We start from the raw sequence: 23839 nt of genomic DNA, 5'->3' as shown, positions 1-23839 counted from the left end.
AAACCGGCAAGAAAAGCTTGTCAAGCAAACTTAATTTTCCAAAAAAAAGTGGACAAAAATTCCGTCTGGAACGTCTATATAATTATGGTATTCCCTGATTGCCCGGTTCGTTTTTGGAACCATCTGTATTCATTTCGTTTTCTTCCAACATATTTAACTTCGACTTAAACCAATCCTCTACTTTTTTACGCAACGACCAAACTTCCTGGTTTTCTGTTTCGCAGTGGAAGTAAATTGAATTTAAGAAATTTTCATCATTCCAATAAAAAGATTTCCACGGTCCCTTGCAACTTGCAGAAATTACCCATGTTTCAATCTTGTAAGACCTCAATGACTCCAGCATTTTCTCAAATGAAAGGACATCCGTATCTTCACTTGTCTTCAAAATTTTCCCATTTTCGCTGAGTTCATATACAACGCGATTATCTTCTATATAAGCCCTGAAATATGGAAGGACATCTAGATTTTCAACAAACGTAAAAGAAGTGTCTTGATTCAATGATAAAATTTGCTTTTTTTTCATGAAACGTTTGTCAAAATTCTTTAACGACGATGTCATAGAATATTTCACCGCATCTGGATTATCAATAATCCGCAAAGGACGGTTTACAACCAAGTTTTTCCAGGCTCCCGCATCCATTATAAACTTTCTCAAGTCATAGTCGATTGACTCTAACGGGGTCCGTTCCATTTCATTACGACCAAACGCACAGAACCTCCCATAGTACGAAACGTGACGAAGCGTATTCGATCCATCAGTAAAAATTATAGTTGGACTAATGTCGCTATTAATCGAATAAGCATTACGTGATTCACATTTTTCTGGTTTAACAGAGGCAAGACGTCTTATAAATTCATTAAACATGCTACAAGAATAAGGCGCCTTATAATGTTCTTCTTTTACAGATTTTGGCGAATTATTCCACTCCATATACGAACGAATTACAAGAATATCAACGCTATCCTCATTGCACGATAAGTCTATTTGAATGTTTTCCCACGCATCAAACATTATTTGAGGGTTATGGAAGCGATACGAAATGACATTTGGACTATTTGGAAAAGAGAATCGACTGCTCCAAATCTCATGCGTTTCCGCCGTTTGTTTTTCGGCAGGATTCTTTTTTGGGAAAGGTCCAAAACACGATATCAGCATAAATGTCGCACTAAGCAATACACATAGAAGCATACATTTCATAATCGAATCTTACCACCTATATCTAAAATCCCATTTCCAGCCCCAATTTTCATCTATACTCCAACGATTCAGAATCACAGGATCAGCAGGATTCATATCAAATTGAAAAGCTTCTTGAGGTACATCGGGCCCCCGAAACTGAATAAGCTCCTTATTCTTAGCTATGAGGACATAATGATTATGAGACCGGTCGTGGAATAACCATCCCAAAGCAGTTCGTTTCGTGTTGTGTCGAATTGTCGGCGAACACTCGCGGCGGGACTTGGGCCGAACGGCACATCGCCTGCAGTTCGGCATTGCCGCTGGCGCATCTTTCGCAACGGTCGGCAAACCGACAGCCTAAAGCAAAATCTCTCGGATGCGGGACACTTCCCGGAATGGACTTCATCGTGCGCATGTCGCCATGGCTTTCGGGAATGGCGGCCAGCAGTCCCTGCGTATAAGGATGCATCGGGGCGTCGATGACATCGCGGACAGGGCCAGTTTCCACGATGCGTCCGGCATACATGACAGCCACGCGGTCCGCATATTGCGAGACAATTCCCATGTTGTGCGTAATCAGAAGCACTGCCGTACCCGTGCGGCCAGCCATGTCCTTGAGTACGGCAAGCACCTGGGCCTGCACGGTCACGTCGAGGGCGGTCGTCGGTTCGTCGGCGATAATGATCTTGGGCTTGGGCAGCAGCGCCATCACGATGCACACGCGCTGCAGCATTCCACCGGAAAGTTCGTGCGGGTAAGCATCCAGGACGCGGTTGATGTCCTTGAAGCCCGCCAAAGTGAGCATTTCGCGGATTGCGGCGAGATTGTCAGAAGGAGATCCACGGTCAAGCCGGGAATGACAATCAGAAGAATGCTTAGAACGGCTGTCAGAAGAGCGCTGGGAATAGCGGAAGACTTCAAGCAACTGCTTCTTGATGGTTACCACGGGATTCAGCGCCTGCATGGGCTCCTGGAAGATGCAAGCGATTTCGGAACCACGGATTTTCTGCAAATCGGCCAGCGGAATTTTTGCCAAATCCAGCGAAGCATCGTTCCCTTCGGCAGCTCCTGAACGATAAAGAACGGAGCCATCGACAATGCGGGCGCTCGGCTGCGGCAACAAGCGGAGTATTCCCATGGCCGTCACGCTTTTTCCGCACCCCGACTCCCCCACCAGTGCAAAGAATTCGCCGGGATAGATGTCGAAGCTCACCTTGTCGGTCACCTGCAGCGGCGGGATGCCATCGCGCGGCGTCCCGTTTTTATCAAAACCGAACGCAACCGAAAGGGACTTCACCGAGAGAACGGGTAAACGCACTGATTCCGACATATCAACCCTTCGAAAGAAATTCCGTAATTTCGTCTAGGCGACGTTCCGCAATATTCCTTCCCATGTCGTACACGCGCTGCAGTTCAGCGCCTTTCTTCTCGATACGGCTGATGCCCAGCGGAGCGTCAGGGCAAATCACCAAGGCATTCCCCGCCTTTTCCTGTTCAAATATATAGCGAGTCTCGGCGTTGTACATCTCGTGCCGGCATGCCACCGCACGGACAAAATTCGGATATTTCCTATAAACTAAGCGTATCAGCGGCATGAGGCTGTTGGGCTTTTTCACGTAATTTCTGGGTTGCGTCAATATGACCACATTGCGGTCGTAGCCCTTTGATTGCATGAACTGCAGCGGGATGGAATCGGCAATGCCTCCGTCCATATACTTGCCGCCATCAATCTCCACGATCTTCGCGGCCAGGGGCATCGAGGCCGAAGCGCGCATCCATTCCAAGTCCTTGTCGCATCCGTCAACAAGCTGCGGGAACGCCGCCTCGCCTGTCTCGACATCCGTCACGCCCATGTAGAATTCCATCGGATTTTTCTTGAGCGTATCGAAATCAAACGGATCCAGTTCTTGCGGGATTTTGTGGTAGCAGAAATCGGCATTGTAGATGTCGCCCGTCTTGAAAAGGGAACGGAAACTGCAATACCGCTTGTCGCCCGCAAAGCGCAGATTGTAGCGCAAAGCACGCCCCGGCTGGCGGGACTTGAGGTTGCATCCGAAGCAGGCTCCGGCAGAAATACCTACCGCGCCGTCAAACTCAATCCCCTTTTCCATAAAAAGGTCGAGAACGCCGCAGGTAAAAAGTCCGCGCATTGCGCCCCCCTCAAGAACCAAGCCCTTTTTAGACATAACGATCTCCCGATTTGGGGTCCATGGCATCGCGCACGCCCTCGCCAACGAAGGTGGTCAACAAAAGCGTTACGAACAAAGCGGCAACCGTACTCACCGAAATCCACGGTGCATACAAATTATTGAGTCCCTGGCTCATGAGTTCGCCCCAGCTCGGTGTGGGCGGTTGCAGGCCAAAACCAAGGAAGTCCAGCGAAGTGAGGCTCCCGATACCGCCAATAAGCGTAAACGGGAAAAGCGTCACTACGGGAGTGAGCGCATTCGGCAAAATTTCCTTGAAAAAGATATGGCGGTGGCCCAAGCCCAGCACCTTCGCCGACTGCACGTAAGTCATGCTGCGCAACTTCAGGAATTCCGCGCGCATGTAGTAGCTGAGCGAAATCCAGTTGAACGCCGCCATGATGAGAATCAGGAGCCAAAAACTTCGACCATAAATGCTGCCGATAAGGATGACCACGTAAAGCATCGGCAACGACGACCAAATTTCAATCATACGCTGCATACCCGTGTCCCAGAATTTGCCCAGGTAGCCCTGGATGCCACCAATGACAATTCCAAGAAAAGTCCCGAGGATGGTCAACAGGAGGCTGAAGCTGATGCAAATGCGGAAACCGTGAATCAGGCGAGAAAGCACGTCGCGGCCGTTGCTGTCGGTGCCGAGCCAGTGCCTTGCACTCGGAGCAAACGGGGGCGTTCCGTCTTCGCTCAAGTCCGCTTTCAAGGGATCGTGTGCAATGGGCGGCATAATCGCCCAGGTCTCGGGGCAACCACCGGCACGGGTAAAGCCCTCGGCAGCATCTTCCTCGCACTCGCGCACTTCGGCAAAAATCTTCGCGTAATCGGCTTCCGTCTGGTAATCCCCGCCAAAATCCGCATCGCTGTAACGCGCAAACGCCGGGAAATAGGACTTACCGTTGTACTTTAAATAAAGGGGTTCGTCGTTCACCGTCCAGGGGCTGGTAAGCGAGAGCAGGTACGCCACCACAAGGACGACAAGGGACCAGAACGCACGCTTGTTCTTGCGGAAGCGCTTCAGGCGGTTCAAAGTCTCTGTCGAAAGGCGAAATTTCATGCAGTAAATTTACATAATTTAGCCAATTTCATTTTATTCAAAGAACAGAAAGGCTCATAAAAAAACGCAAAACATTTGTAAATTTATTCGTAAGCCGTTACATTTCTTACGCATCAGATTTAGTTTTATATCCATAACCCCATAAAGGAGTCCTAAAATGGTAAAAAACATCGCATGGATTTTGCTAATGGCAACATGGGTAACAGTATGTTCGTGCTCTGACGATGAAAAGCCAGGAATTCCCTATGAATTGAAAGCAGCTTGTCTAGTGGAAGATAAGCAAGAAAGTCTCACAGATAGTTTATCGGATAAAGCACTACGCCGAACCATTCCACAAAAAACAAGAAGTAACATTTTTGATGATGCTATAAAAGTAGATACAGTTTATTTCCGAAAAACGGGAAACGGCTCTATATTTGTTGAATTAAAGATTCCCACCTACTGTGGATTGGATTTTTCACTACATACAAAAAGAATTGACGATACTCTATTCGTAAACACTAGTTACGATAGCGATGGAGTCCCCACCTGTAGTTGCATTTCGGTCGTTGATTTCGAAATCCCAGACGAGATGACATCTGCCAAAATTCTTTATATAAACGGCAACAGGAATTTTCCAAGCATAATTGTCAATGAAAACGGCAACTAAGGGCAAAACGAGAATCTGAAAATCACGTTTTTAGATTCTCTCGATAAATTCGTCCAAATTGTCTTGGCACAACGGATTACATTGTAATACATTGTTCATTCGTTGAACATACATCCATCAATCACAACAAACTTTGTTCCGAAAAATTTACACAAAAATCCTCTTTTTTTTTGAAAAAAAACACTCTCTTTCCCATAAATTAAATTAATGTTATAAACAACTTATTTATTTTGGAATAAGTTTATAACCCCAACAGGAGAAAACAAAATGGCAGACATAAAAAAAGCCAACAGAACGGATCTATCAGCCGCCAAGAAAGTTGAAAAAGTCGTGAAGCCAGCAGCAAGCGTAAGCGCTCAAGCAAGAATACCTGGCAAAGTTCATATAGACCTTAACCCTCACAAAGTTGTCATTCCACCTCCGTATAAGGACTTTGCCCCACCTCCGTATAGGCGCTGTGGCACACCTCCGTACAAAGACTTCAATCCTCCGTACAAAGATCTCATTCCTCATAAAGACGTTCACACAGACATTTTCGTCGCAGAACGTGAAAACATCGTCGTTCATCTTGCAGAAGGAGCAAGTCTAAACAAGGACCATATTCTTCAACTTCAAAATTATGGTGCGAAAATAGAAAATAAGACATTGACAATTCCCGCAGCAAAAGCAGCTGAATTCGAATGTTTCGTTAAAGATAATGATCTTAAGACACTATTAGAATTCTAGTATTTTTCACAGCCAGTCTTGTAATACAAGACTGGTTATTATTTTATTATAACGAGAACAAAAATGCTTTTAAATCAAGTAAAAAGAGAATGGATTCCTTTTGAGAACCGACTATTGGCGATTCACGTTCCAACTGGAGCATGGGTCCTCCTTGACAAATCTTACAAAGATGTCGTCGAAGAAATGGAAAAGACATCCGACATCGAGAGTGTCATAAACAAGTTCCCAAATCTATCACAATCAGAAATTTTAGATATTCTTAAAGCACTACAAGAAAACGAATTCCGCATACAAGAAACAATAAATAACGTACGTAAGGATAGAGATTCAAACACATTACCTACTTTGGCTGTCGTAAAACTAACAGAGCAGTGTAACTTAAATTGTTCTTACTGTTACATAGATGCGGAAAGCAAAAAAACTTGCAAGATGTCTGAAAAAATTGCATTCCAAGTTGCCGATGAATATTTGGAGATGCACAAAAATGACGAACGAATGATTAATTACGCATTTCATGGAGGAGAACCATTATTAAACTTTGATTTAATGAAAAAGGTCGCGGAATATGTAAAACCTTATCGCGATAAATTAGACCTAGCCATTCAAACAAACGGGACATTGATTAATGACGAAATTGCAGAGTTCTTCAAAAAATACGATGTAAAAGTCGGCATAAGCATTGATGGCCCTCAGTTCATTCAAGATGCATCAAGACATTACCTTGGTGGTAAAGGTTCTTTTGAACAGGTAATGCGAGGAATAAATATTCTTAGAAAGCACGATGTTCACTTTGGAACCATATCCGTACTGAATGGCCTGAATGCAAAACACATGAACGAAACTCTTGATTTTTTTATAGAAAACAAGATCAATACTTTATCATTCTCTCCCATCCAAAAAAACGGCCGCGGAAAAGACGAATCCAATTATTATGTGGATGGAGACACAATATTTGAGGCTTACAAAATCATTTTTGAACGAATTGTGGCTCACAATAAGAATCACGCAAAGAACGAATGGGTTTCGGAACGCGTTTTGAGTAATTTCGTTCAAAGCATTTATTTAAATCAAAAGAAATTCATGTGCATGAACTCACCTTGTGGAGCCTCTCGTAAAATACTCGGAATAGACGTTCACGGAAATCTTTACGCTTGCGACAATTTTACCGGCGACAAGGATTTCTTGATGGGGGCCCTAGACAAGGGACATATAAAAGACCAAATTCTCAATAGTCCGGTCAGAAAAAAGGCGGAATCCCGCTGCGTAGAAAAACTAAAACGATGCAAAAATTGCACATGGCAAGGGCTGTGCGGAGGACTCTGCTATTCAGAAGAGTACTATTCTGGAATCAAGGAAGAAGACGAAACAGAAGTCTGCTCATTCAACAAAAAAATAATTCCATTCTTGATAGAAAAAATAGCCGAAGATCCAAGTATTCCATATATAATTGACCCAGAAATCGAAAATAAAAAAACACGCAACATTTTCATTTCTTTGGAACCATACAACAACGATGTCATGGATGTTGAACTATTAGGAGCACTCCTCAACACCCACAACATCAACGACACATGCTTACTCCATATTGGAATCGACAAGATAAGTCATTGCGCCGAATTCTCTAAAATTCTTGAACTTTTAAAAGAGAGATATGTCACTTACGACATCATCACCAATGATGAAACTATTGCCAGTGATGACATATACAATTTACTCGTAAAATCAAATATCCAAGCGGTCCAACTTGATTTTACAACAGACGGCAAAAGCATAAACCCGCTAATCAAAAAATTCACTGAATGCCGTAAGGACAAGGAATGCAATATTCCTTTATACATCTCTTTGGTTCATTCTCCAGATTCTATGGAGAAAATCCTTTCAGATTTAGAAAGTCTAGAACTAGGCGAAAAAGATATAATCATCTTGTCAAACTCAAGCGATACCGAAAAAGACATCGAAACATTGAACATTCTCCTCATTACCCTCAACGAAAAGGGGCTTTCACAGCAGGTCAAGCTTTCGTCTATCGGCGAAGATAAACTGTGGAAAAAGAACCTCGTATTCCTCTTGAACAAAACTGGAGATGACACGTCTTGCCTACAAATCGGGCTAGATTGCCTAGCAGGGAAAACGCTTGAACAAGCACCACCCAATATCATCTAGCCAAGCATAACTTTTCTGCAGGAATATTACACTAAACTGGTCAAGTAATTGGCCAGTTTTTTTATATTAGAATCATGGACGATAAAAAACTTGAAAAAGAAGACAAAGCGCCAAATGACGCAGCCCAAAATCTGGCCGACGATCCGATTCTGAACGCCAGTTCCATCAATAGCGAAGACTATTGGTTTTTAAAGTTAAGCGGAAACGACAAGTAATTTTTTAATGAAGCAAATAACAGAGCACAAACCCGAAAAAGAGCGCTGCATTCTCGTAGGCATTTCGACACCCAAGGTACGTCCGTGGCTTGCCGGAGAACAGCTCGCGGAGCTGGGAAGGCTCGCCGAAACCGCTGGAGCAGAGGTGGTGCAGAGCTTTTTGCAACGCGTACAGAACTTTAGCCCGGCAACGCTTATCGGCGAAGGCAAGGTAAACGAGGTCAAGCGCGCCCTCGAAGAACAACACGCCAAGATGGTCGTGTTCGACGATGACCTTTCGGGTTCCCAAGTGAGAAATCTGGAACAGCGCCTGCCCGGAATCAAGGTGCTCGACCGTACGGGCCTCATCCTCGACATTTTCGCAAAGCACGCCATCACGGCAGAAAGCCGCCTGATGGTGGAAGTCGCGCAGCTGCAGTACATGATGCCGCGGCTCACCGGTGCGTGGACGCACCTATGCCGCCAGCACAATGGCGGCATAGGCACCAAGGGGCCGGGTGAGACGCAGCTCGAAACCGACCGCCGCATGATTCGCAAGCGCATCCAGGAACTCAAGAAAAAACTCGAGAAAATCGAGGAGGCCCGCGAAAGCCAGGCGAACAAACGCAACGACATTTTCCAGGTCGGCATTGTCGGCTATACAAACGCAGGCAAGTCCACGCTCACAAACCGCCTTACCGGCGCCGACGTCTATGTAGAAGACAAGCTGTTCGCGACCCTCGACAGCACCACGCGCAAGCTCTACCTCGACGGGGAAAACATCATCCTCTCCGATACGGTGGGCTTTATCCGCAAGCTGCCGCACAACCTCATCGAGACTTTCAAGAGCACGCTCGGGGTCGCTGCGCACGCCGACTGCATCCTCGAAGTTGTGGACGGCTCTGCCCCCGATTATCGCGAGCACCTGGAAGTGACGCACAAGACACTCGAAGGCATTATCAGCAAAGACACTCCGCGCATCCGCGTGTTCAACAAGGCCGAAATCTGCGACGAAGCGCGCCGCTCGGAACTTCGCGAGAACTACCCGGAAGCCATCCAGGTGAGCGCCAAGGAAAACATCGGCATGGAAAGGCTGAAGAACGCTTTCAAGGAACAGCTGAAAATTTGGAAAAAGAAGCGCGAGGCCCAGGCCGAAAAAATCAAGGAAGTCGTGGAATCGCCCTGGCCGTTACACCCTGCCGAAAGCATCTCGGACAAGAGCAATGAGCAACGAGCGGTGAGCGATGAGCGATGAGCAGTGAACAATGAGCGGTGAGCAGTGAGGAATGAGAAATGAATAGTGCTGAGTTGAAAGAAAAATACGGAAAGAAGCGCGTGCCGCACGAGTGGCGCGGGACCGACAAGCTCACCGCTCTTATCGTGACATTCTTTGGCTCGGGTATGTCGCCAAAAGCGCCCGGCACCATGGGAAGCTTGGCCGCCGCGATTGTCGCCTACCCCTTGGCCATCCTGAGTTCCAAATACTGGTTCCAGTACACTCACGCCATCAACGAGCAGGCCACCGGAACCCGCACATACGGGCTTTTCCTCGTCGCAGCCCTCATCGTATTCTTCGCCTCCATCCCGTTCGTGAACAAAGCGATGAAGGACACCGGCACCAAAGACCCTGGCTGGATTGTGATAGACGAAGTCTGCGGCATCTTCATGAGCCTCGCGTTCATCCCGGCCGAAATCATCCTCGCCCACCCTTGGATTCTTGCCATTGCATTCGGACTGTTCCGCTTTTTCGATATTCTCAAGCCGCTTGGCATCCATAAAATGGAAAAACTCCCCGGAGCTTGGGGAGTCATGGCCGACGACCTTTTAGGTGGCGTCTATGCGGGAATCGTACTTACGCTTGGATTGATTCTTTTCTTCTTATTTGTTTAAAGCAACTCAAAACATTCAGTGGAGTTCAATCCCTTCGAAGACAATCCTGTCTATTTCCAGGTGCGTACCGCTCGTGATGAATATGCTGAAGAGGCCGATTTCCTTCGAGACCTCGCCCCACGGCACCTGATAACTGAACTCATCCAGAAGTTCGTTGCCGGGGAGCAACACGACATCGGTCCAGTCGTCGGACGCCTTTGCAAGCCAGAGGGCCTTCCTGAAATTATTGTCACCCACATCGAGGTAATGCTCCAGCGCGACACGGAATTCGCAATCGCCGCGCACCGTCAAGCGGATAGCGGTCAACGCACTCAAATCATAATGGGCGGTATCGAGGCCCAGGCGAGTCCCCATCAGCACATATCCCGTATCGCCTAAAGCAAAATCCGTCGCAAGGAACTTGCCGTGGGAGGTATCGTCCTTGAGCGCAGCGGCAAAGCCTGACGAATCCGGTTTGGTCCAGGAAGCCCCCTTAAATGCGGAGAAATACCAGCCATAGTTCGGATAAGTTTTCGCAAGGTTGTTCAGGCTGTCACCATCCTCGAAATCTTCGAACACGAATTCGCGGGTCAGTCCGGGAAGGGGCACGAGCGTATCGACGGAAGTTCCGGCATCAAGCGAGACTTCAGCAACGGGCTGATTATCTGCGACAACGGTATATAAACCAGCCGGAACATGCGAAAAGACAAACGCGCTTCCTTCATTTTGGGCCCAATAGGGCGTCGCATCAAGCATCAATGTTGCGCCCAAGACTGTAGAGTCAGAGGAAGACGCCCCGGTGTACACCGTAAGCGACACGGACGGCAAGAGTTCAATTTTATCTGTCATGGAATCAGCCGCATTGAGTTTCGTCCACACCATGAGCGAGGAGTCCTCGCCCGCAATTCCCTCGACATAGCACCTTGCATTTTGGCACTGATCCGGCAAAATCTCGAACTGCACCATTCCAGAATCATCTGCAGTGGCGGTTTCCAGCGCAGAGACATAGGACGGGAGGAACTGCGTCACATCCTGGACTTCGGACGGACTGTCCGCAGGAACGGCTCCAGAACGTTTGAACAAGGTAACGCGCGCCTGCGGAACCGGTTTGGTTGCGGCATCCACCACCATAACGGCGATCCCGTTCGTCGTCTCGCTCGTCGCGCCGGCAGTATCCGGATCGGAACTGGAGCAAGCCCACAAACAAGACAACAGAGAAACTGCCGAAATTAAACGTTTCATCATTTTACCTTTTTCATCATCGGGAACAACTGGAAATTTAGCTGATAAACGCTGTCGCAAATCTTGGACGGCATCGCATTCACCACATTTACGATAGATTTGCGCGTTTCAGCGAGAATTTCACGTATTTTTTCGATTTGGGAGGAATCCAGAGCCATCGTGAGCGTGCTGATATCGCGCTCTTCCCTGGGCGTTTCAGCAATCGAGCGGCGGGCCAAGTCGGCAATGTTTTGCTGGTACTCGCTAATAGAAGCGCTGAACCAGCGTTCCTTGGTCTTGATATGCGCCTCGGTCGGCACAATACGGCCATCCTTCCGCTTTTGGGCAAGCCCGAGTTGCAGCAAGGCGTCCACAGCGCCCTGCACCTGGGTTGCAGTCAGTTTCGGGACACAGGAATCCCCAAGGGAGGCTGCATCCTGCGGCCCGCGATAATCAAAGACATCCAGCGCAGAGCGGATCATCGGGTAGAACCACTGCTGGAAATAGCGATAGCGCGCCTCGTCCAGTTCGCGGCAAGCCAACGGGCGCATTTTCTGTAGAGTTTCAAAATGCCGGCGGACCTGTTCGTCGTTTTTTGCTTTGCCGTAGGCGACCATCTCGCGGAAATATTCCGCCTTGCCTTCCTTGAACCGGAAGAACTGCACGAACGATTCAATGCATTTGGGGGAAACGTGGCGCTTGCCCTGCAAAATCTTGAGAAGCAGGCTCGCGTCCATGTCGACCGCCGTGGCGAACACGCGGTAACTGAACGTCGGGTCTAACGACTTTTCAACCTCGTAAAACTCCCGCAAGAACTTGCGGTAGTCCGAATAGTCGAAAATGTTGATTTTGTTCCTTGCAAACATAGGAGACCTACCATTGCCAAAAATACATTATTCAATATCAATATCCATTCTTTTTCGGGAAACATCCATTTTTTTTACGGGAGCGTAGACATTTTTGTCCACACCATTTGATTTCCATCACAGCGTTTTATAAAGAAAAAACATATTTTATGAATATATAAGGAGTGTATATGTTTATTGGAAAAAACATCATAATCATCGGGCTCGGCTTGGCGGTGGCAGCTTTTGCCACCAAGTACGAAGGTGAATCGGCAACCGTTTCGGAAGGTGCCAAAATTGTCAACAGCGGTGGGGACTCGGGAACGGGTTACGCCGACATGCAGGAAGGCAACATTTCGTTTGAAGGCGTCACCGCGGAAACAGCCGGGAAATACCAAGTGACAATCCACTACAAGGCTCCTGAATTCAAAGCAAACTACATCGCCGTGAACGGTTCGACATCGGGCACCGTAGATTTCGAAGAAGCTTCCACTTGGAAGGACGTTTCGACAATTGTCACGCTCAAGGCAGGTACAAATACAATCGCCCTCCAGAAATTCTGGGGATGGATTAGCGTGGACTACATCGACGTGGAACCATACGAATCAGCCCCCTTCAAGCTTTCCGCAAAGCCGGTCACCCCCAACGCGACCGAGAGTGCGGTAAAGCTCTACAGTTTCCTGCGCGAAAACTTCGGCAAGAAGACCATCAGCGGCATCATGACCGGCGACATGAGCGGGTTCACGCTGGGGGCCGACTTCAAGACCCACGACGACGTGAAGTACATCTATACAAGGACCCAGAAATATCCCGTCATCGTCGGGCTGGATTTCTTGTTTGCAACCGGCCCCAAGGCCAACGAAAGCTGGAACAAGGAATACACCGACAAGGCGATTTCTATCGCAAAGGGTCTCTGGAAAGCCGGCGGCATACCCGCATTCACCTGGCACTGGAAAGACCCTCTCGACAAGGAAGACGCATTCTACATCCAGGGCGCCGATAACGGGCAGGGATACACGACCTTTGACTTCGCGACCGGATTCAAGCCCGGCACCACCGAATGGAACACCGAAAGCGCGGCCTACAAGGGAATCGTCGCCGACATCGACCACATCGCCGACTATTTCCTCGAACTGCAGAAAGAAGGCGTGGCAGGAATCTTCCGCCCCCTGCACGAAGCGGGCGGCAAGTGGTTCTGGTGGAGCATCAATTCGGGCGACCAGTTCGCCGCCCTCTATCGCCTTGTCTATGACCGCATGGTGAAAGTCAAGGGCGTGAAGAACATGATTTGGGTGTTCAACCCCGAAGGGAGCACCGTCACCTCCTGGGATCCGGGCAGCGAATACTACGATGTGCTTTCCATCGACATCTACAACAACGCAAATGACCATTCCAGCAACGCGAGCGCCTTCGACAAGTTCAAGAGCGCATCGAACGGCACGAAGATTCTCGCGCTCAGCGAAAACGGCCCCATCCCCGACGTGAACAACATGCACGCCGACGAAGCGGTATGGAGCTGGTGGATGCCGTGGTACAGCACCTGGAGCGGGACCTGGCCCGGACAGACCAAGGATGCCGTATGGAAAAGCAATATGGAAGACGAGCGCATCATCAGCCTCGAGGACATGCCCGGCTGGGACAAGTACACGGCGAATATCAGTCCTGATACGACCGTAACTCCGCCCGACACGACAGTAGCTCCGCCCGACACAACCGTAACACAGCCCGATACGACAGTAACATCGCCCGATACAACAGTAACGCCTCCCGACTCAGGCAAGACCCACCTCGCGACAGCACCGCGTCTGCTCGGGACAGCAACCACCATCGGAATTTTCGATATGAACGGCCACTTCATGGGCAAAAGCGTAAACGCACTGCCGCAGGGCCGCTACGTCGTCCGCTCCAAAATACAGGGTTCTACCGTGAACACACTGTACATCAAGAAATAGAAATGTGCACTCCTCTCCAAGATTCCGGCCATTAGGTCGGAATCTTTTTTATTTGGAAAGGCACTGAGCCGTTTTCAAATTGAGATCCGTTTCCAGTTGTCTCTGGTTTTCAAAAGCGAGCTTTATCAGGGAATGGACCGTATAATCCCTCTTGACCGACTTGAGAATACATTCACATGTAGGCTTGTTCAAATCTTTCTGCTTAAGGCATTCCTTCACAAAGGCGTTATCCGTTTCAGAAGGATATTCGTTAGGAATACAAGGTTCCACGACACTAAAGCCAATCTTTTCGAAATTAATCCCGCTGCCATCAAGAGCGACCGCGTTAACAAGTTTATTCAAAGCAGCCTGGTCGCCAGCAAGCCGATTAAAAGCACAAGCACACGACTTGTTCGCCTGCGTAGCTCCAAGCCATTCCTCCGATTGTGCCGAGCAGGAACGCACAAAATTATCCTTGAATGCAGGGCTCTGCAGGAGAGCCATGAAAATCATCATTTCCTCGGGAGAAATGGAAATTGCGGGAACTTGCTGGGGCTTATTCGCCGCAGCAGAAGACTTCGGAGCCGTCACCGCAAAGCTTGCGGAAACAAGAATTAATACGAGCAAGAAAAATTGAAATAAACGCATGGAAATCAAGATAGCAAAAGTGACGCATCAGAAACCAGCGCTAACGAGGGAACCTAGAAGGTCCCCCACGCCGGTCTAAAGCACACCTTTACTGCTGGGGATAGCATTCTTGTTGCGGCCAGGAGCAACAGCCATCGCCACGGCGCGGGCAAACGCCTTGAAAATCGATTCAAGGCAATGGTGGTTATCGCTACCGTAGAACAGTTCCACATGCAAGTTCATGCGGGCATTTTCGGCAAGGCTCTTGAAGAAGTGTTCAAACATGCTCGCTTCAATACCACCAGCCATTGCGGCAGGGAGTTGCACATTCCAGACAAAGCCAATGCGATTGCTGAAATCAATGCAAACGCGGCTCAGGGCCTCGTCCATTGGAACAAAGTAAAATCCGTAACGTTCAATACCCTTCTTGTCGCCCAGGCATTCCACCAGTGCCTGTCCGAGCACAATGGCGATATCTTCCATGCTGTGGTGCATGTCGACTTCGACGTCGCCCTTGCAGGTCAAATCCAAGCGGAATCCGCCATGGACTTGGAACAAATCGAGCATGTGGTCCAAAAAAGCATTGCCGGAATCAATCTTTCCGCGACCGGCCTCATCCAAGTTCAGAGCGAGTTCAATGGAGGTTTCGCTCGTCTTGCGAGAAATTTTCGAAATTCGCATCAGTTACCCCTGCGGACAATTTTTCCGTCATACACATGGAAACGGGTCACGCGGCCAAACTGCATTTCCGGGAGCGGAGTTTCCACACCATTCAGGATCATCTTCGCGATAGCGCGAGGTTCACCGATAATCACGAGGATTGTGTCCTTCGTGTTGTAAACCATCTTTGTCCCTGCAACAGAAATGTTCGATTCTTTGAGGAATGCATCATCCTCGTCGTGATGCTTGAGGCCAATCCACGTGCGGGCGTTGCCGGAACCGATAAGTTCAAACCTTGTATTGCCGTCGTTAGACGCTGGCTGCTCAGCCTTGTCTTCCTTCTTGGACGTAGACGAAATGAAAATCGTGGCCGATGCAGGACGATCGGATTTCTTGATGGCCTCGTCCACGACAGCCTGACTCACCGAGCCGTTGCGTTCGGCAGAATCCTTCTTGGCAGCAGCGATGGAATCGGCGCGCAGGGAATCTGCAGGAACAGCCTCAGCACCCTCAGGAATTTCGGACGGAGTGACATTTTCGGACTCGTCGACAACAGCAGAATCACTCTTGGCGGCATCGCCAGACTCGTCGAACCGGCCTAGCTGGTCCATGAAATGCATTGCGGCCAAGAACCCAAGACCAAGCAAAATGATGACGATAGGAATCGCCTTGCTATGCTTTTTCACGTTCTCCTCGGCCATGGGTGAAATCGTGGAAGTTATTGCCGTATCTAGAGATACGTTCATATACTGGGATCCACTTTCCTTCGTATACCACTCCATCACCTTCTTGGTTTCCAGGCCAAGTTTGGAGCAAAGAGAGTTCAAATAACTACGCAAATAGGCTTCGACAGGGAACGCCTTCCAATCACTCTTTTCTATAGAAGTGATATGCTTGACCGAAATCTTTGTCTCGGCAGAAAGTTTTTCGACAGTCAGGGAATGTGCCTCGCGGACACGCGCAAAATAGGCACCTAAAGATTCGTCAGTACGTTTATCTTCAACAGGAATCATGTTTTTTCCTTCAACCTTCCCAAAACATCCAGGAGCCGGGCTACCGGCAACCCGACAACGTTGTAGTAACACCCTCGGATTCCGCTAATGAGCCTCGCACCCTGCGTCTGGATGCCGTAAGCCCCCGCTTTATCCATCGGGTCTTTAGAATTTACATAATCTTCGAGTTCTTGTAAGGTGTTGTTCCTGAAAAACACCTCCGTTTCCTCTTCTGTAGCGCTGAGAATGGCTCCATTCCAGGCTACAGCCACCCCGGTAATCACTTTATGGGACCGGCCGTTCAAACGTTTGAGCATTTCCAGGGCCTTTTCGGGGGTTCCGGGCTTGCCGAGAGGCTCGCCGTCCAGAAAAACCAGGGTGTCAAAGCCCAACACCAAAGAATCGTGCTCCTTGGCCGAAACCGAAAGCGCTTTTGCGCTCGCATTTTCACGCGGAAAATCCAGAGGATTATTCGACTTGGGGGATTCTTCGTCATTGGAAACAACCACCCTAAACTTCATCCCGATTTGCGAGAGAATTTCCCTGCGGCGGGGAGAGCCGCTCGCAAGCACGACTTCGTCAAAAGCGGACGGCTTCAAATCTGTTATTTTGTTTGTAATTTCCATTTTTCAATCACTTAGTAGCTGCCAGTCTTCGTGTCGGTGCTGCCAGCATTCAGTTTGATATCCGGGAGTTCCTTCACGTAGATGGAGAAGCTCCAGCCAGCAGCAGGCCCGGTCGGAGTCCAACTGAAATCAAGTTGCCAGCAGTGCAAGGAACGATTGAACGTAAACGCATGAGTCACGAAACGGCCCTCGTTATAGTCGTAGCGCGTCCTGTAAGTCATTTCCCAGTTAACCGTAGGCTGGAATGAAGCCGAAATTTCAGTGGAATGTGAAACGTTGTCCTTGAACAAGTCCCTCGCCACGCGCGTACTCGAGAACGTATAGCGGTAATCTAGGCCAAAGCCCCACTTGAGCATCTCGTACTTGCCCATCTGCGAAGGCAACCCCGCGTTGAATTGACCGTTCCAGTGGAATGCACGAGAAAGTTCGTAGCCCCAATATGTGAGTTCAGGGAACTGCGCCTTGGTCGGGTTATCGGTGTACTTGTGATATACACTGTGCGTGGTACGGACCGTGAACATGTAATCGGGCAATACCTGGAGACCGAAACTGGACGAGATATCGGACCACTGCAACGAATCGGCGGCAAAGTTGTACGAAGTGCTGTGACGGGTCGTGAGCAAGCGGCGTGTCCCATACTGGTCTTCGACGGACTTGGCCGTATCCCCCTTGGTCGTGTCGGCCTTGTGCCCGACCACCTTCAGGTACTTGAGGTCAAAGTCGTTGTTCAAGCCGAATCCCACCGTTTTCTGCTCAATCTGGTATGGAGTTTGCCCTAGCAACGGGTGCGGTGCAAAAGTTTTCACTGTATCGATTTCGGGGGCATACGTGTACGAGACACTTGGCGAAAGCACATGTCGCACACCCGTAAATCGGCCTAATTCAGGCACCCATATTCCGTACAATTTCGTATCGGCGGTGAGGCTGTAGTTGTGGTTGTACGCCACCTCACCAAAATTTCCTTCGGAAGGTTCAAGCGTCGTGCGCGCCCTGCGGTACTTTGCCGAATCTTCAGGGTTGATCCAGGAGCGGCCCGTCCAGTAACCCGTGAACGACGCCCTCGGCGTGAGGTTGATGACATCGAACAGCGAACCAGAATAGTCCAACGAGTAGTTACCCGTATAACCATAATACTTCGCCGTCGTGTCCACATTGTTGACGGTATCCTGGGCACGACGCGTAAAGATGTTCGCCCTATTCGTAAAGCTGTAATTGAACTTTTCCAAGTACGTCTCAATTGAACCATCGTCAGACGCAAGCTCGTCTTCATCGAGTTCAAAGTTGAAAAGCGGGCCACTCTGCCTGTACTGCACGTCGGGAATTTGGCGTTCCATCAAATCGGTCGTCAAGTTGTGCTGCTGGCTCAACTTCACCGTGAGGCTCTTATTGGTGCCGTACTTACCGGAATACGTCAACTGAGCATTCGCCTGTTGATTCAAAATCGTTTCTGCATCCAGGGCGTTTTTCTTACGCACGCTGCGGTCACTTACAAACGAACCGGAGCCGCTCAACGTATTCTTGCCGTCGGGAGTCAAATTCTGGTTGTGCGTAAACCTCACATCGTAGCCACTATTCGCCAAATCAAATTCTTCAAGGTAACTGGTGTACGAAATGTTCCCATCAAGAACGTAGCGGATTTTGTAACGCGCTTCCCCCGTCAACGTGGAACGTTCGAACCGTCCCTCCTCGCCTTCGATGATATCGCCCTTCATCGTTGCATCCCAGTAGTCATTGGGTGCGTAATAGTAACCCAGATTGCTAATGTAAAAGCCCTGCTTCTGGTCGCCACCAAACTTCGGAGTCAGCAAACCAGAACGGCGACCACTCTTCAAGGGAGAAACAATCATCGGGAGGACCGCCACAGGGACATCGGCAATATTCAGAACCACGGGACGTGCTGTGATGGTCTCTTTCGGCTTCACGACCATGCGCCGTCCGTAAAAGTAGAAGTGCTGATGCGTTGAATCGTTACAAGTACTAAAATCCCCTCGGGCAATCTGGATACGCGTGTCTGGCAGACGCCGCACCTCCATGCCGTTCAGTTGCTGGTTATCCTGATACGTCGTCGCATAGTAAATCTCGCCGATGCGGCTTTTCATGTTGTACTTGAGGCGCATCCCTGACAACGAAGGGTTCTTCGTCTCTCGGAGTACGGGTTCGCCGCTCGCCACGAGCATGCTATTCTCTTGGTCAAAAAGGATGGTATCGGCATCCAACGTCGCAGTGCGGTATTTCAGCTGGGCGTTGTTGTTCAAGTTGAAAGTGGATTTTTCCACATCATATACAAGGTCTACAGCACGATACTCGATTGTATCCACTCCAGAAGTGTCATTCATCCAGGTGACTTCCGTCGTGTCCTCTTCCTCTTGGACTCGCTCTTCAAGTTCAAAGCGGGTCATCTCCTCGCCAAACGCGGCAGGAGCACAGAGGGCAGCCAATGCAAACAGCAAAACGGCCCACAGGAGACTATGGGTTCTCAATAAAAACACGTTGCGCGATAAGATAGAAAATCGCAGTTCTTCAGTAGGAACCAAATTGATTTTTTTTCAAACAAACACGACAAAAAAAGACCGGCCACTTCTGACCGGTCCCATTAAAAGTTATGGACTGGAGCTACTTCAGCACAGCCATCGTTCCGCTAACGGAACCGTTATGGTCAATGCTCACCATGTAGCGGCCACTCGTCAGCTGGCTACCGTCCCAAGCAATCGTGTTGATGCCGGCCTTAGCGTCGTCGGCACGGAGGGTGGCAACCAATTCGCCATCAGCGTTCAAGATGGAGACAACAGCCTTGCCCGAAGACTTGAGGCCGAAGCTCACAGCCTTGCGCGTAAAGCCACGGAGGCGAGCGTCGCTGGAACGAACGACATTCTTCTTCTGGACCTTGGGTTCAAATTCGTTCACCCTTTCGATGTAGACACCGTTGATGCCAGCAGAAGCGGCCTTGACGTCTTCCTTCACGAGGTTGCCGTTCTGGAGGACAGCCACGAGCTGCTTGTCGCTCTGCTTTGCGCTGGCGAAGGCTTCAAGTTCGTGAGAGTTCACATTTTCCTTGTCACCATACCAGTTCTGCACAGACTTGCCTTCGAATTCCTTCACGGTAATCTGGGTGCGGCGGACCGTTTCCTTGTAGGTTTCGCCTGCGCTCACATAAGTAATCTCGAGCGGCTTGTTCACCTGGCCACGGAGCATTTCCTTGGAAGCTTCGATATCCTTGCCCTGGAGGCTGACACCGTCGACAGCGGTAATCACGTCGCCCGCCTGGAGCTTAGTCTCGGCTGCGGGAGTACCCGGGATGACCTCGGCCACCTTGACTCCTTCGTGGATCTGATAAATAGTCACTCCGATACCACCGAAAGATTCATCGGCCATAACAGGAGCAACGGCCATTGCGGCCAAAAGGGACAACTTGACAAGATTCTTCATAAGGACTCCTTATAAATTAGATTCCATTCTAAATATATAATAAAAATTGTCGGAAATCCGACAATCAAAGTAATTTTTTATGAAAAAAAACGTATCTATTCCATCATTTCGCCATCTTCTTCGGCAGTGGCGCTGTTATCTTCGTAATCCTTGATGGTCTTCTCGCCAGGGACAATCACGAGCCCGAGTGTCACAGGTTCACCCTTCAGGTTGATATAGGCTTCCAGATAAAGAGTCGTAGAGAGGCGGATCAGGCGCAAATCCAGCATGGTTCCGCCCTTGTGGATGCTCTTGGGGTTGCGATTGAAGAACAAGAATTTCTTGTTGATATACTCAAAACGGTCCTGGTCATAGTTTATATGCCATTCCGTATCGCCGTCGTTTTCCTGGCGGTACAGGCAGCGGTCATTGTCGATATCGCATTCGAAACTTGCGCTTTCCTGGTAGCGTTTGTTCCATTCGCGACTGAAGGCGCAGCTCTGCACACGCAAGCCACCGTTTTTCTGCTTATTCAACTGGTCGTTGATGACAACGTAATCCATTTTCTTGTCTTTCACCTGATTGTAGACGTTCATCAGGATGACATAGGCCTCAATGTTCTTCGGGCACTTTCCGTCAAGTTCGACTTCTTCGTGAGCCTTGAGGAGCGTCTGTTGCAAGTCAAGGTCAATGGCATCGGGAATTTCACTTTTCTTGAGTTTGTCAAGAACCTTCTTGGGCGGGACCACAATGACCTTGTCGCCCTTCTTTACGGCATAACCCAGTTCGTCGCGGACATAGTCCAAGCACTGCTGCACGTGGATATGCACGATGTTCGAGCCACCCGACACAAAGTCGACACCGATGCGCACGTTCCAGGTGCCGGCATCGCTCGACGAGCCCTTTTCCAGTTCGCAGTACGGTTCCTCGCGGATACCGTCGATAAAAATGACCTTCGCATTCAGTTTTGTCACAAGCGAAGCTTCCTTGTCGATAGCGCCACCCAGGCTCCAGAAATTCGGGTTCAGGCGGAGCACCTCGGCAAAAGCCTTGTCGCCATCGAGTGCGGGGAGCAGGGAATCGTTCCTCGCGTTCTTTTCTTTGAGCAGGTCGGAATACTCCGTCGTCACGGTCATGTTCTTAAACCCGTTACGCGCAGCGACCGGAATAGCCGGGGACGCAAACAGCGGGGACAACATCAGGCACAGGAGGCAAATCACGGAGAGAGAAATTCTATTCATAAGAGTCTTTCAAAAACGTTTCTAGCAAGGTAATTTATTGACTATCTTGTCTAAATCTAGCAAATGGGGAATATGAAAATCCACCCAATCGGGAGCGTTTTCAACCGGATTGACAAGAATCGTGATCCAGCCGCGGGCATGGGCAGGTTCCAAGTTACGCAAGGAATCTTCCAGAAGGACGATGCCGGATGCGTTAAAATCGGCACCAAGGCGCCCTTTCAGGAAGTTTTCCATCTTCTCGTAAGCGATGTCATGGGGTTTGCCGACCCAACCGAGGGCCTTCAGGTCGAACACGAAATCCATGCAGTCCAGAATTCCCATCGAGCGCATCCCCGCCTCGCTCCAATCGTGGCGGCCATTCGTAAACACACCGCGCGGGCCCTTCAGCGAAAGCAGCAGGTCTCGCTTCGCCGGTGCCGGGACCGGGTACACCAGATATTGAGCATCATGGATGAAATCAAAAAAGTCGTCCGGATCGGTACCGTGCAAAGCCATGAGCCCCGCAAGGGTCGTGCCGTAGCGGTGCAAATACTCCGTCCGGATTTCCGAGGCATGTTCGAACGTACCACCAATCGTCTTTTGCACGTAAGCCGAAATGCGACGGTCCAGGGAAACGAGGACATGGCGTTCCTCTTCGCCGTACAAAGTCAGGTCGTAGTCGAACAACCAGACCATTAAAGCCCCATGACCAACCCGCCAATCTGGCGCGCCAGGTAGGTCGCATAGTTGTCCGTCATCCCGCTCACAAAGTCAAGCACCTGGTGGTACGCTTCTGCAGCTGTGACACTCTGGCCGATTTTTGCTTGACCAATCAGGCGCACGATGCGGTCGGCACGGTAAGAATTCTTGCCGTTCAGGCGATAATCGTGAACGCCGTTGATGAAGGCATCGAGCACGGTGCTGAGCGTCGTGTAGCTGCCCACTTCCAGTTCCGTCTTGCGGCGGTCCGGGTAGATGCGCTCCACGCCCAGGCGCTTCGCGATGCGGATACCTTCCATCGTCTCGCTGCGCGAGAGGTCAATCAAATGCTTCTGGAGCGCCCCGTTCATGATTTCTTCGTAATGCTTCATGAAAAGGACGGCCACGTCGTCAATCAGGTTCTGGATGGCGTGCCCGCGGATGCTGCTCAAGAAGTCGCGGAAGTTCTGGCCGTTTTCTTCGTATTCGCGGTCGATATCCACGTCGGGGCCGCAAAGGTACGAGAACATGCCACGCACGTCGGCAAAAGAAAGGATACCCAGTTCAATAGCGTCTTCGACGTCAAGGATGGAATAGCAAATGTCGTCGGCAGCTTCCATCAGGTACACCAGCGGATGGCGCACCCACTGGCCCTTGGCAACTTCCGGCAAGCCGAGCGTATCCGCCGTTTCGCGGTAAAGGTCCGCCTCGGTCGAGAACAGGCTCGTCGGCGTGCCGTACATGGCGAGGCGCGGGTACTTGATCATCGAACCGATGGTCGCGTACGTGAGGCGCATGCCGCCGTCTAAAAAGTGATATTCCAGCTTGCTCAGGATTCTGTGCCCTTGGGCATTGCCGTCAAAATTCTCGAAATCGGCCATTTCACGGTCGCCCAAATCCCTGAGCGGAGCGCTGTTGCGGTTCTTGCGGAACCACTCGCGAATTGCCGCCTCGCCCGCATGGCCAAACGGCGGATTGCCGATATCGTGAGCGAGACACGCCGACTGGACAATCGTACCGAACTGGTACTCATTCACGTACTTGGGCAAGTGTTCCTTGATCAAGTGGTAGACTGTAATGGCAAGGCTGCGGCCCACGCTGGAAACTTCCAGACTGTGCGTGAGGCGGCTATGAACATGGTCGTTCACCGAGAACGGGTGAACCTGAGTCTTGCGGCCAAGGCGACGGAATGCCGTCGAGAAAACGATGCGGTCATAGTCGCGATGGAAATCGGAGCGGTTCGGGTCCGGATCGGCCGGGTGCCCGTAGCGAGTCGCAGAAAGAAGCGTGTCCCATTGTAACATGGGGGAAAATATAAAATTTAGACGAGAGACGAAAGACGAGAGACGAGAGAAAGTAGGCAGTAGGAAGTAGGAAGTAGGAAGTAGGCAGTAGGAAGTAGACAGTGGTTAGTGGTTGGTGGTTAGGGGGATTCTGCATTTGCCCTTTAACTGCTTACCAATTATCTGAAACCTCATTGCTCACTGCTCATTGCTCGAGCCTGGAGCCTAAAAAAAAATTGTCATTCGCAGGCGCATGACTCGTCGGCTCAGCCATGCCGAAACGCAAGCGTT

Annotated in this window: 22 protein-coding genes; 7 read left to right on the top strand and 15 right to left on the bottom strand. The window is 49.7% G+C overall.

The genetic code is table 11. The features are described from left to right. Window positions 1–82 precede the first annotated feature (82 nt). The 4 genes from Q0Y46_RS10130 to Q0Y46_RS10115 all read right to left on the bottom strand — a co-directional run bounded on the left by Q0Y46_RS10130 (window position 83) and on the right by Q0Y46_RS10115 (window position 4438). The gene (locus Q0Y46_RS10130) at window positions 83–1198 is read right to left on the bottom strand and encodes a hypothetical protein (RefSeq protein WP_297947123.1); all 1116 of its coding nucleotides are present in this window, start codon (window positions 1196–1198) and stop codon (window positions 83–85) included. Between the two features lie 178 nt (window positions 1199–1376). Beyond that, window positions 1377–2510, bottom strand: a complete 1134-nt coding sequence (locus Q0Y46_RS10125) for an ABC transporter ATP-binding protein (protein ID WP_297947121.1) — start codon at window positions 2508–2510, stop codon at window positions 1377–1379. 1 nt (window position 2511) lies between these two features. Beyond that, entirely contained in the window at window positions 2512–3330 is an 819-nt protein-coding gene (locus Q0Y46_RS10120) for a patatin family protein (RefSeq protein ID WP_366522518.1), read from the bottom strand. Window positions 3331–3358: 28 nt separating this feature from the next. Beyond that, window positions 3359–4438 carry an ABC transporter permease subunit gene (locus Q0Y46_RS10115; protein ID WP_297947117.1) on the bottom strand — a complete coding sequence of 360 codons (1080 nt, stop codon included), beginning with the start codon at window positions 4436–4438 and terminating at the stop codon, window positions 3359–3361. Window positions 4439–4595: 157 nt separating this feature from the next. Here Q0Y46_RS10115 and Q0Y46_RS10110 point away from each other — a divergent pair, with 157 nt between their 5' ends. The 6 genes from Q0Y46_RS10110 to Q0Y46_RS10085 all read left to right on the top strand — a co-directional run bounded on the left by Q0Y46_RS10110 (window position 4596) and on the right by Q0Y46_RS10085 (window position 10060). Then, the gene (locus tag Q0Y46_RS10110) at window positions 4596–5087 is read left to right on the top strand and encodes a hypothetical protein (RefSeq protein WP_297947115.1); all 492 of its coding nucleotides are present in this window, start codon (window positions 4596–4598) and stop codon (window positions 5085–5087) included. Between the two features lie 267 nt (window positions 5088–5354). Continuing rightward, entirely contained in the window at window positions 5355–5813 is a 459-nt protein-coding gene (locus Q0Y46_RS10105) for a hypothetical protein (RefSeq protein WP_297947113.1), read from the top strand. A gap of 63 nt (window positions 5814–5876) precedes the next feature. Beyond that, window positions 5877–7976 carry a radical SAM protein gene (locus Q0Y46_RS10100; RefSeq protein WP_295679211.1) on the top strand — a complete coding sequence of 700 codons (2100 nt, stop codon included), beginning with the start codon at window positions 5877–5879 and terminating at the stop codon, window positions 7974–7976. Window positions 7977–8050: 74 nt separating this feature from the next. Further along, window positions 8051–8191 carry a hypothetical protein gene (locus Q0Y46_RS10095; protein WP_297947110.1) on the top strand — a complete coding sequence of 47 codons (141 nt, stop codon included), beginning with the start codon at window positions 8051–8053 and terminating at the stop codon, window positions 8189–8191. A gap of 7 nt (window positions 8192–8198) precedes the next feature. After that, window positions 8199–9425 (top strand): GTPase HflX, encoded by a 1227-nt coding sequence (gene hflX / locus Q0Y46_RS10090; protein WP_297947108.1) that lies wholly within the window; start codon window positions 8199–8201, stop codon window positions 9423–9425. 38 nt (window positions 9426–9463) lie between these two features. Continuing rightward, complete coding sequence (locus Q0Y46_RS10085) at window positions 9464–10060, top strand: phosphatidylglycerophosphatase A (protein WP_297947106.1); 597 nt, start codon at window positions 9464–9466, stop codon at window positions 10058–10060. A 15-nt stretch (window positions 10061–10075) separates the two neighbouring features. Here Q0Y46_RS10085 and Q0Y46_RS10080 read toward each other — a convergent pair whose 3' ends face one another. Beyond that, window positions 10076–11284, bottom strand: coding sequence for a hypothetical protein (locus tag Q0Y46_RS10080; RefSeq protein WP_297947104.1), 1209 nt, complete (start codon window positions 11282–11284; stop codon window positions 10076–10078). Further along, window positions 11281–12126, bottom strand: a complete 846-nt coding sequence (locus Q0Y46_RS10075) for a TIGR02147 family protein (protein WP_290958738.1) — start codon at window positions 12124–12126, stop codon at window positions 11281–11283. Before Q0Y46_RS10075 ends, Q0Y46_RS10080 begins: the two co-directional genes overlap by 4 nt. Before the next feature lie 170 nt (window positions 12127–12296). Between Q0Y46_RS10075 and Q0Y46_RS10070 the strand changes: the two genes are divergently transcribed. Further along, window positions 12297–14057, top strand: a complete 1761-nt coding sequence (locus Q0Y46_RS10070; protein WP_297947102.1) for a glycosyl hydrolase — start codon at window positions 12297–12299, stop codon at window positions 14055–14057. A 48-nt stretch (window positions 14058–14105) separates the two neighbouring features. Here Q0Y46_RS10070 and Q0Y46_RS10065 read toward each other — a convergent pair whose 3' ends face one another. From Q0Y46_RS10065 to Q0Y46_RS10025, 9 genes are all read right to left on the bottom strand, one after another. Beyond that, window positions 14106–14684: a hypothetical protein gene (locus Q0Y46_RS10065; RefSeq protein WP_295679194.1), complete on the bottom strand. Its 579-nt coding sequence runs from the start codon at window positions 14682–14684 to the stop codon at window positions 14106–14108. 75 nt (window positions 14685–14759) lie between these two features. Further along, window positions 14760–15344: an imidazoleglycerol-phosphate dehydratase HisB gene (hisB, locus tag Q0Y46_RS10060; RefSeq protein WP_295679193.1), complete on the bottom strand. Its 585-nt coding sequence runs from the start codon at window positions 15342–15344 to the stop codon at window positions 14760–14762. Beyond that, window positions 15344–16336, bottom strand: a complete 993-nt coding sequence (locus Q0Y46_RS10055; protein WP_297947100.1) for a helix-turn-helix domain-containing protein — start codon at window positions 16334–16336, stop codon at window positions 15344–15346. The genes hisB and Q0Y46_RS10055 overlap by 1 nt, the downstream gene beginning before the upstream one ends. Further along, window positions 16333–16941, bottom strand: a complete 609-nt coding sequence (locus Q0Y46_RS10050) for a Maf family protein (RefSeq protein ID WP_297947098.1) — start codon at window positions 16939–16941, stop codon at window positions 16333–16335. The genes Q0Y46_RS10055 and Q0Y46_RS10050 overlap by 4 nt, the downstream gene beginning before the upstream one ends. A gap of 11 nt (window positions 16942–16952) precedes the next feature. Further along, window positions 16953–19421 (bottom strand): putative LPS assembly protein LptD, encoded by a 2469-nt coding sequence (locus tag Q0Y46_RS10045; protein ID WP_297947095.1) that lies wholly within the window; start codon window positions 19419–19421, stop codon window positions 16953–16955. Window positions 19422–19554: 133 nt separating this feature from the next. Next, window positions 19555–20367: a PDZ domain-containing protein gene (locus tag Q0Y46_RS10040; protein ID WP_295679180.1), complete on the bottom strand. Its 813-nt coding sequence runs from the start codon at window positions 20365–20367 to the stop codon at window positions 19555–19557. A gap of 95 nt (window positions 20368–20462) precedes the next feature. After that, complete coding sequence (locus Q0Y46_RS10035) at window positions 20463–21587, bottom strand: hypothetical protein (protein ID WP_295679178.1); 1125 nt, start codon at window positions 21585–21587, stop codon at window positions 20463–20465. A gap of 21 nt (window positions 21588–21608) precedes the next feature. Further along, complete coding sequence (locus tag Q0Y46_RS10030) at window positions 21609–22262, bottom strand: pyrimidine 5'-nucleotidase (protein WP_297947093.1); 654 nt, start codon at window positions 22260–22262, stop codon at window positions 21609–21611. Then, on the bottom strand, window positions 22262–23569 hold the full coding sequence (locus Q0Y46_RS10025; protein ID WP_295679174.1) for a deoxyguanosinetriphosphate triphosphohydrolase: 1308 nt from the start codon (window positions 23567–23569) through the stop codon (window positions 22262–22264). The genes Q0Y46_RS10030 and Q0Y46_RS10025 overlap by 1 nt, the downstream gene beginning before the upstream one ends. Window positions 23570–23839: the final 270 nt, after the last annotated feature.

Source organism: uncultured Fibrobacter sp. (assembly GCF_947305105.1).
Taxonomy (GTDB): Bacteria; Fibrobacterota; Fibrobacteria; order Fibrobacterales; family Fibrobacteraceae; genus Fibrobacter.
This window is presented reverse-complemented; position numbering and strand designations above follow the sequence as displayed.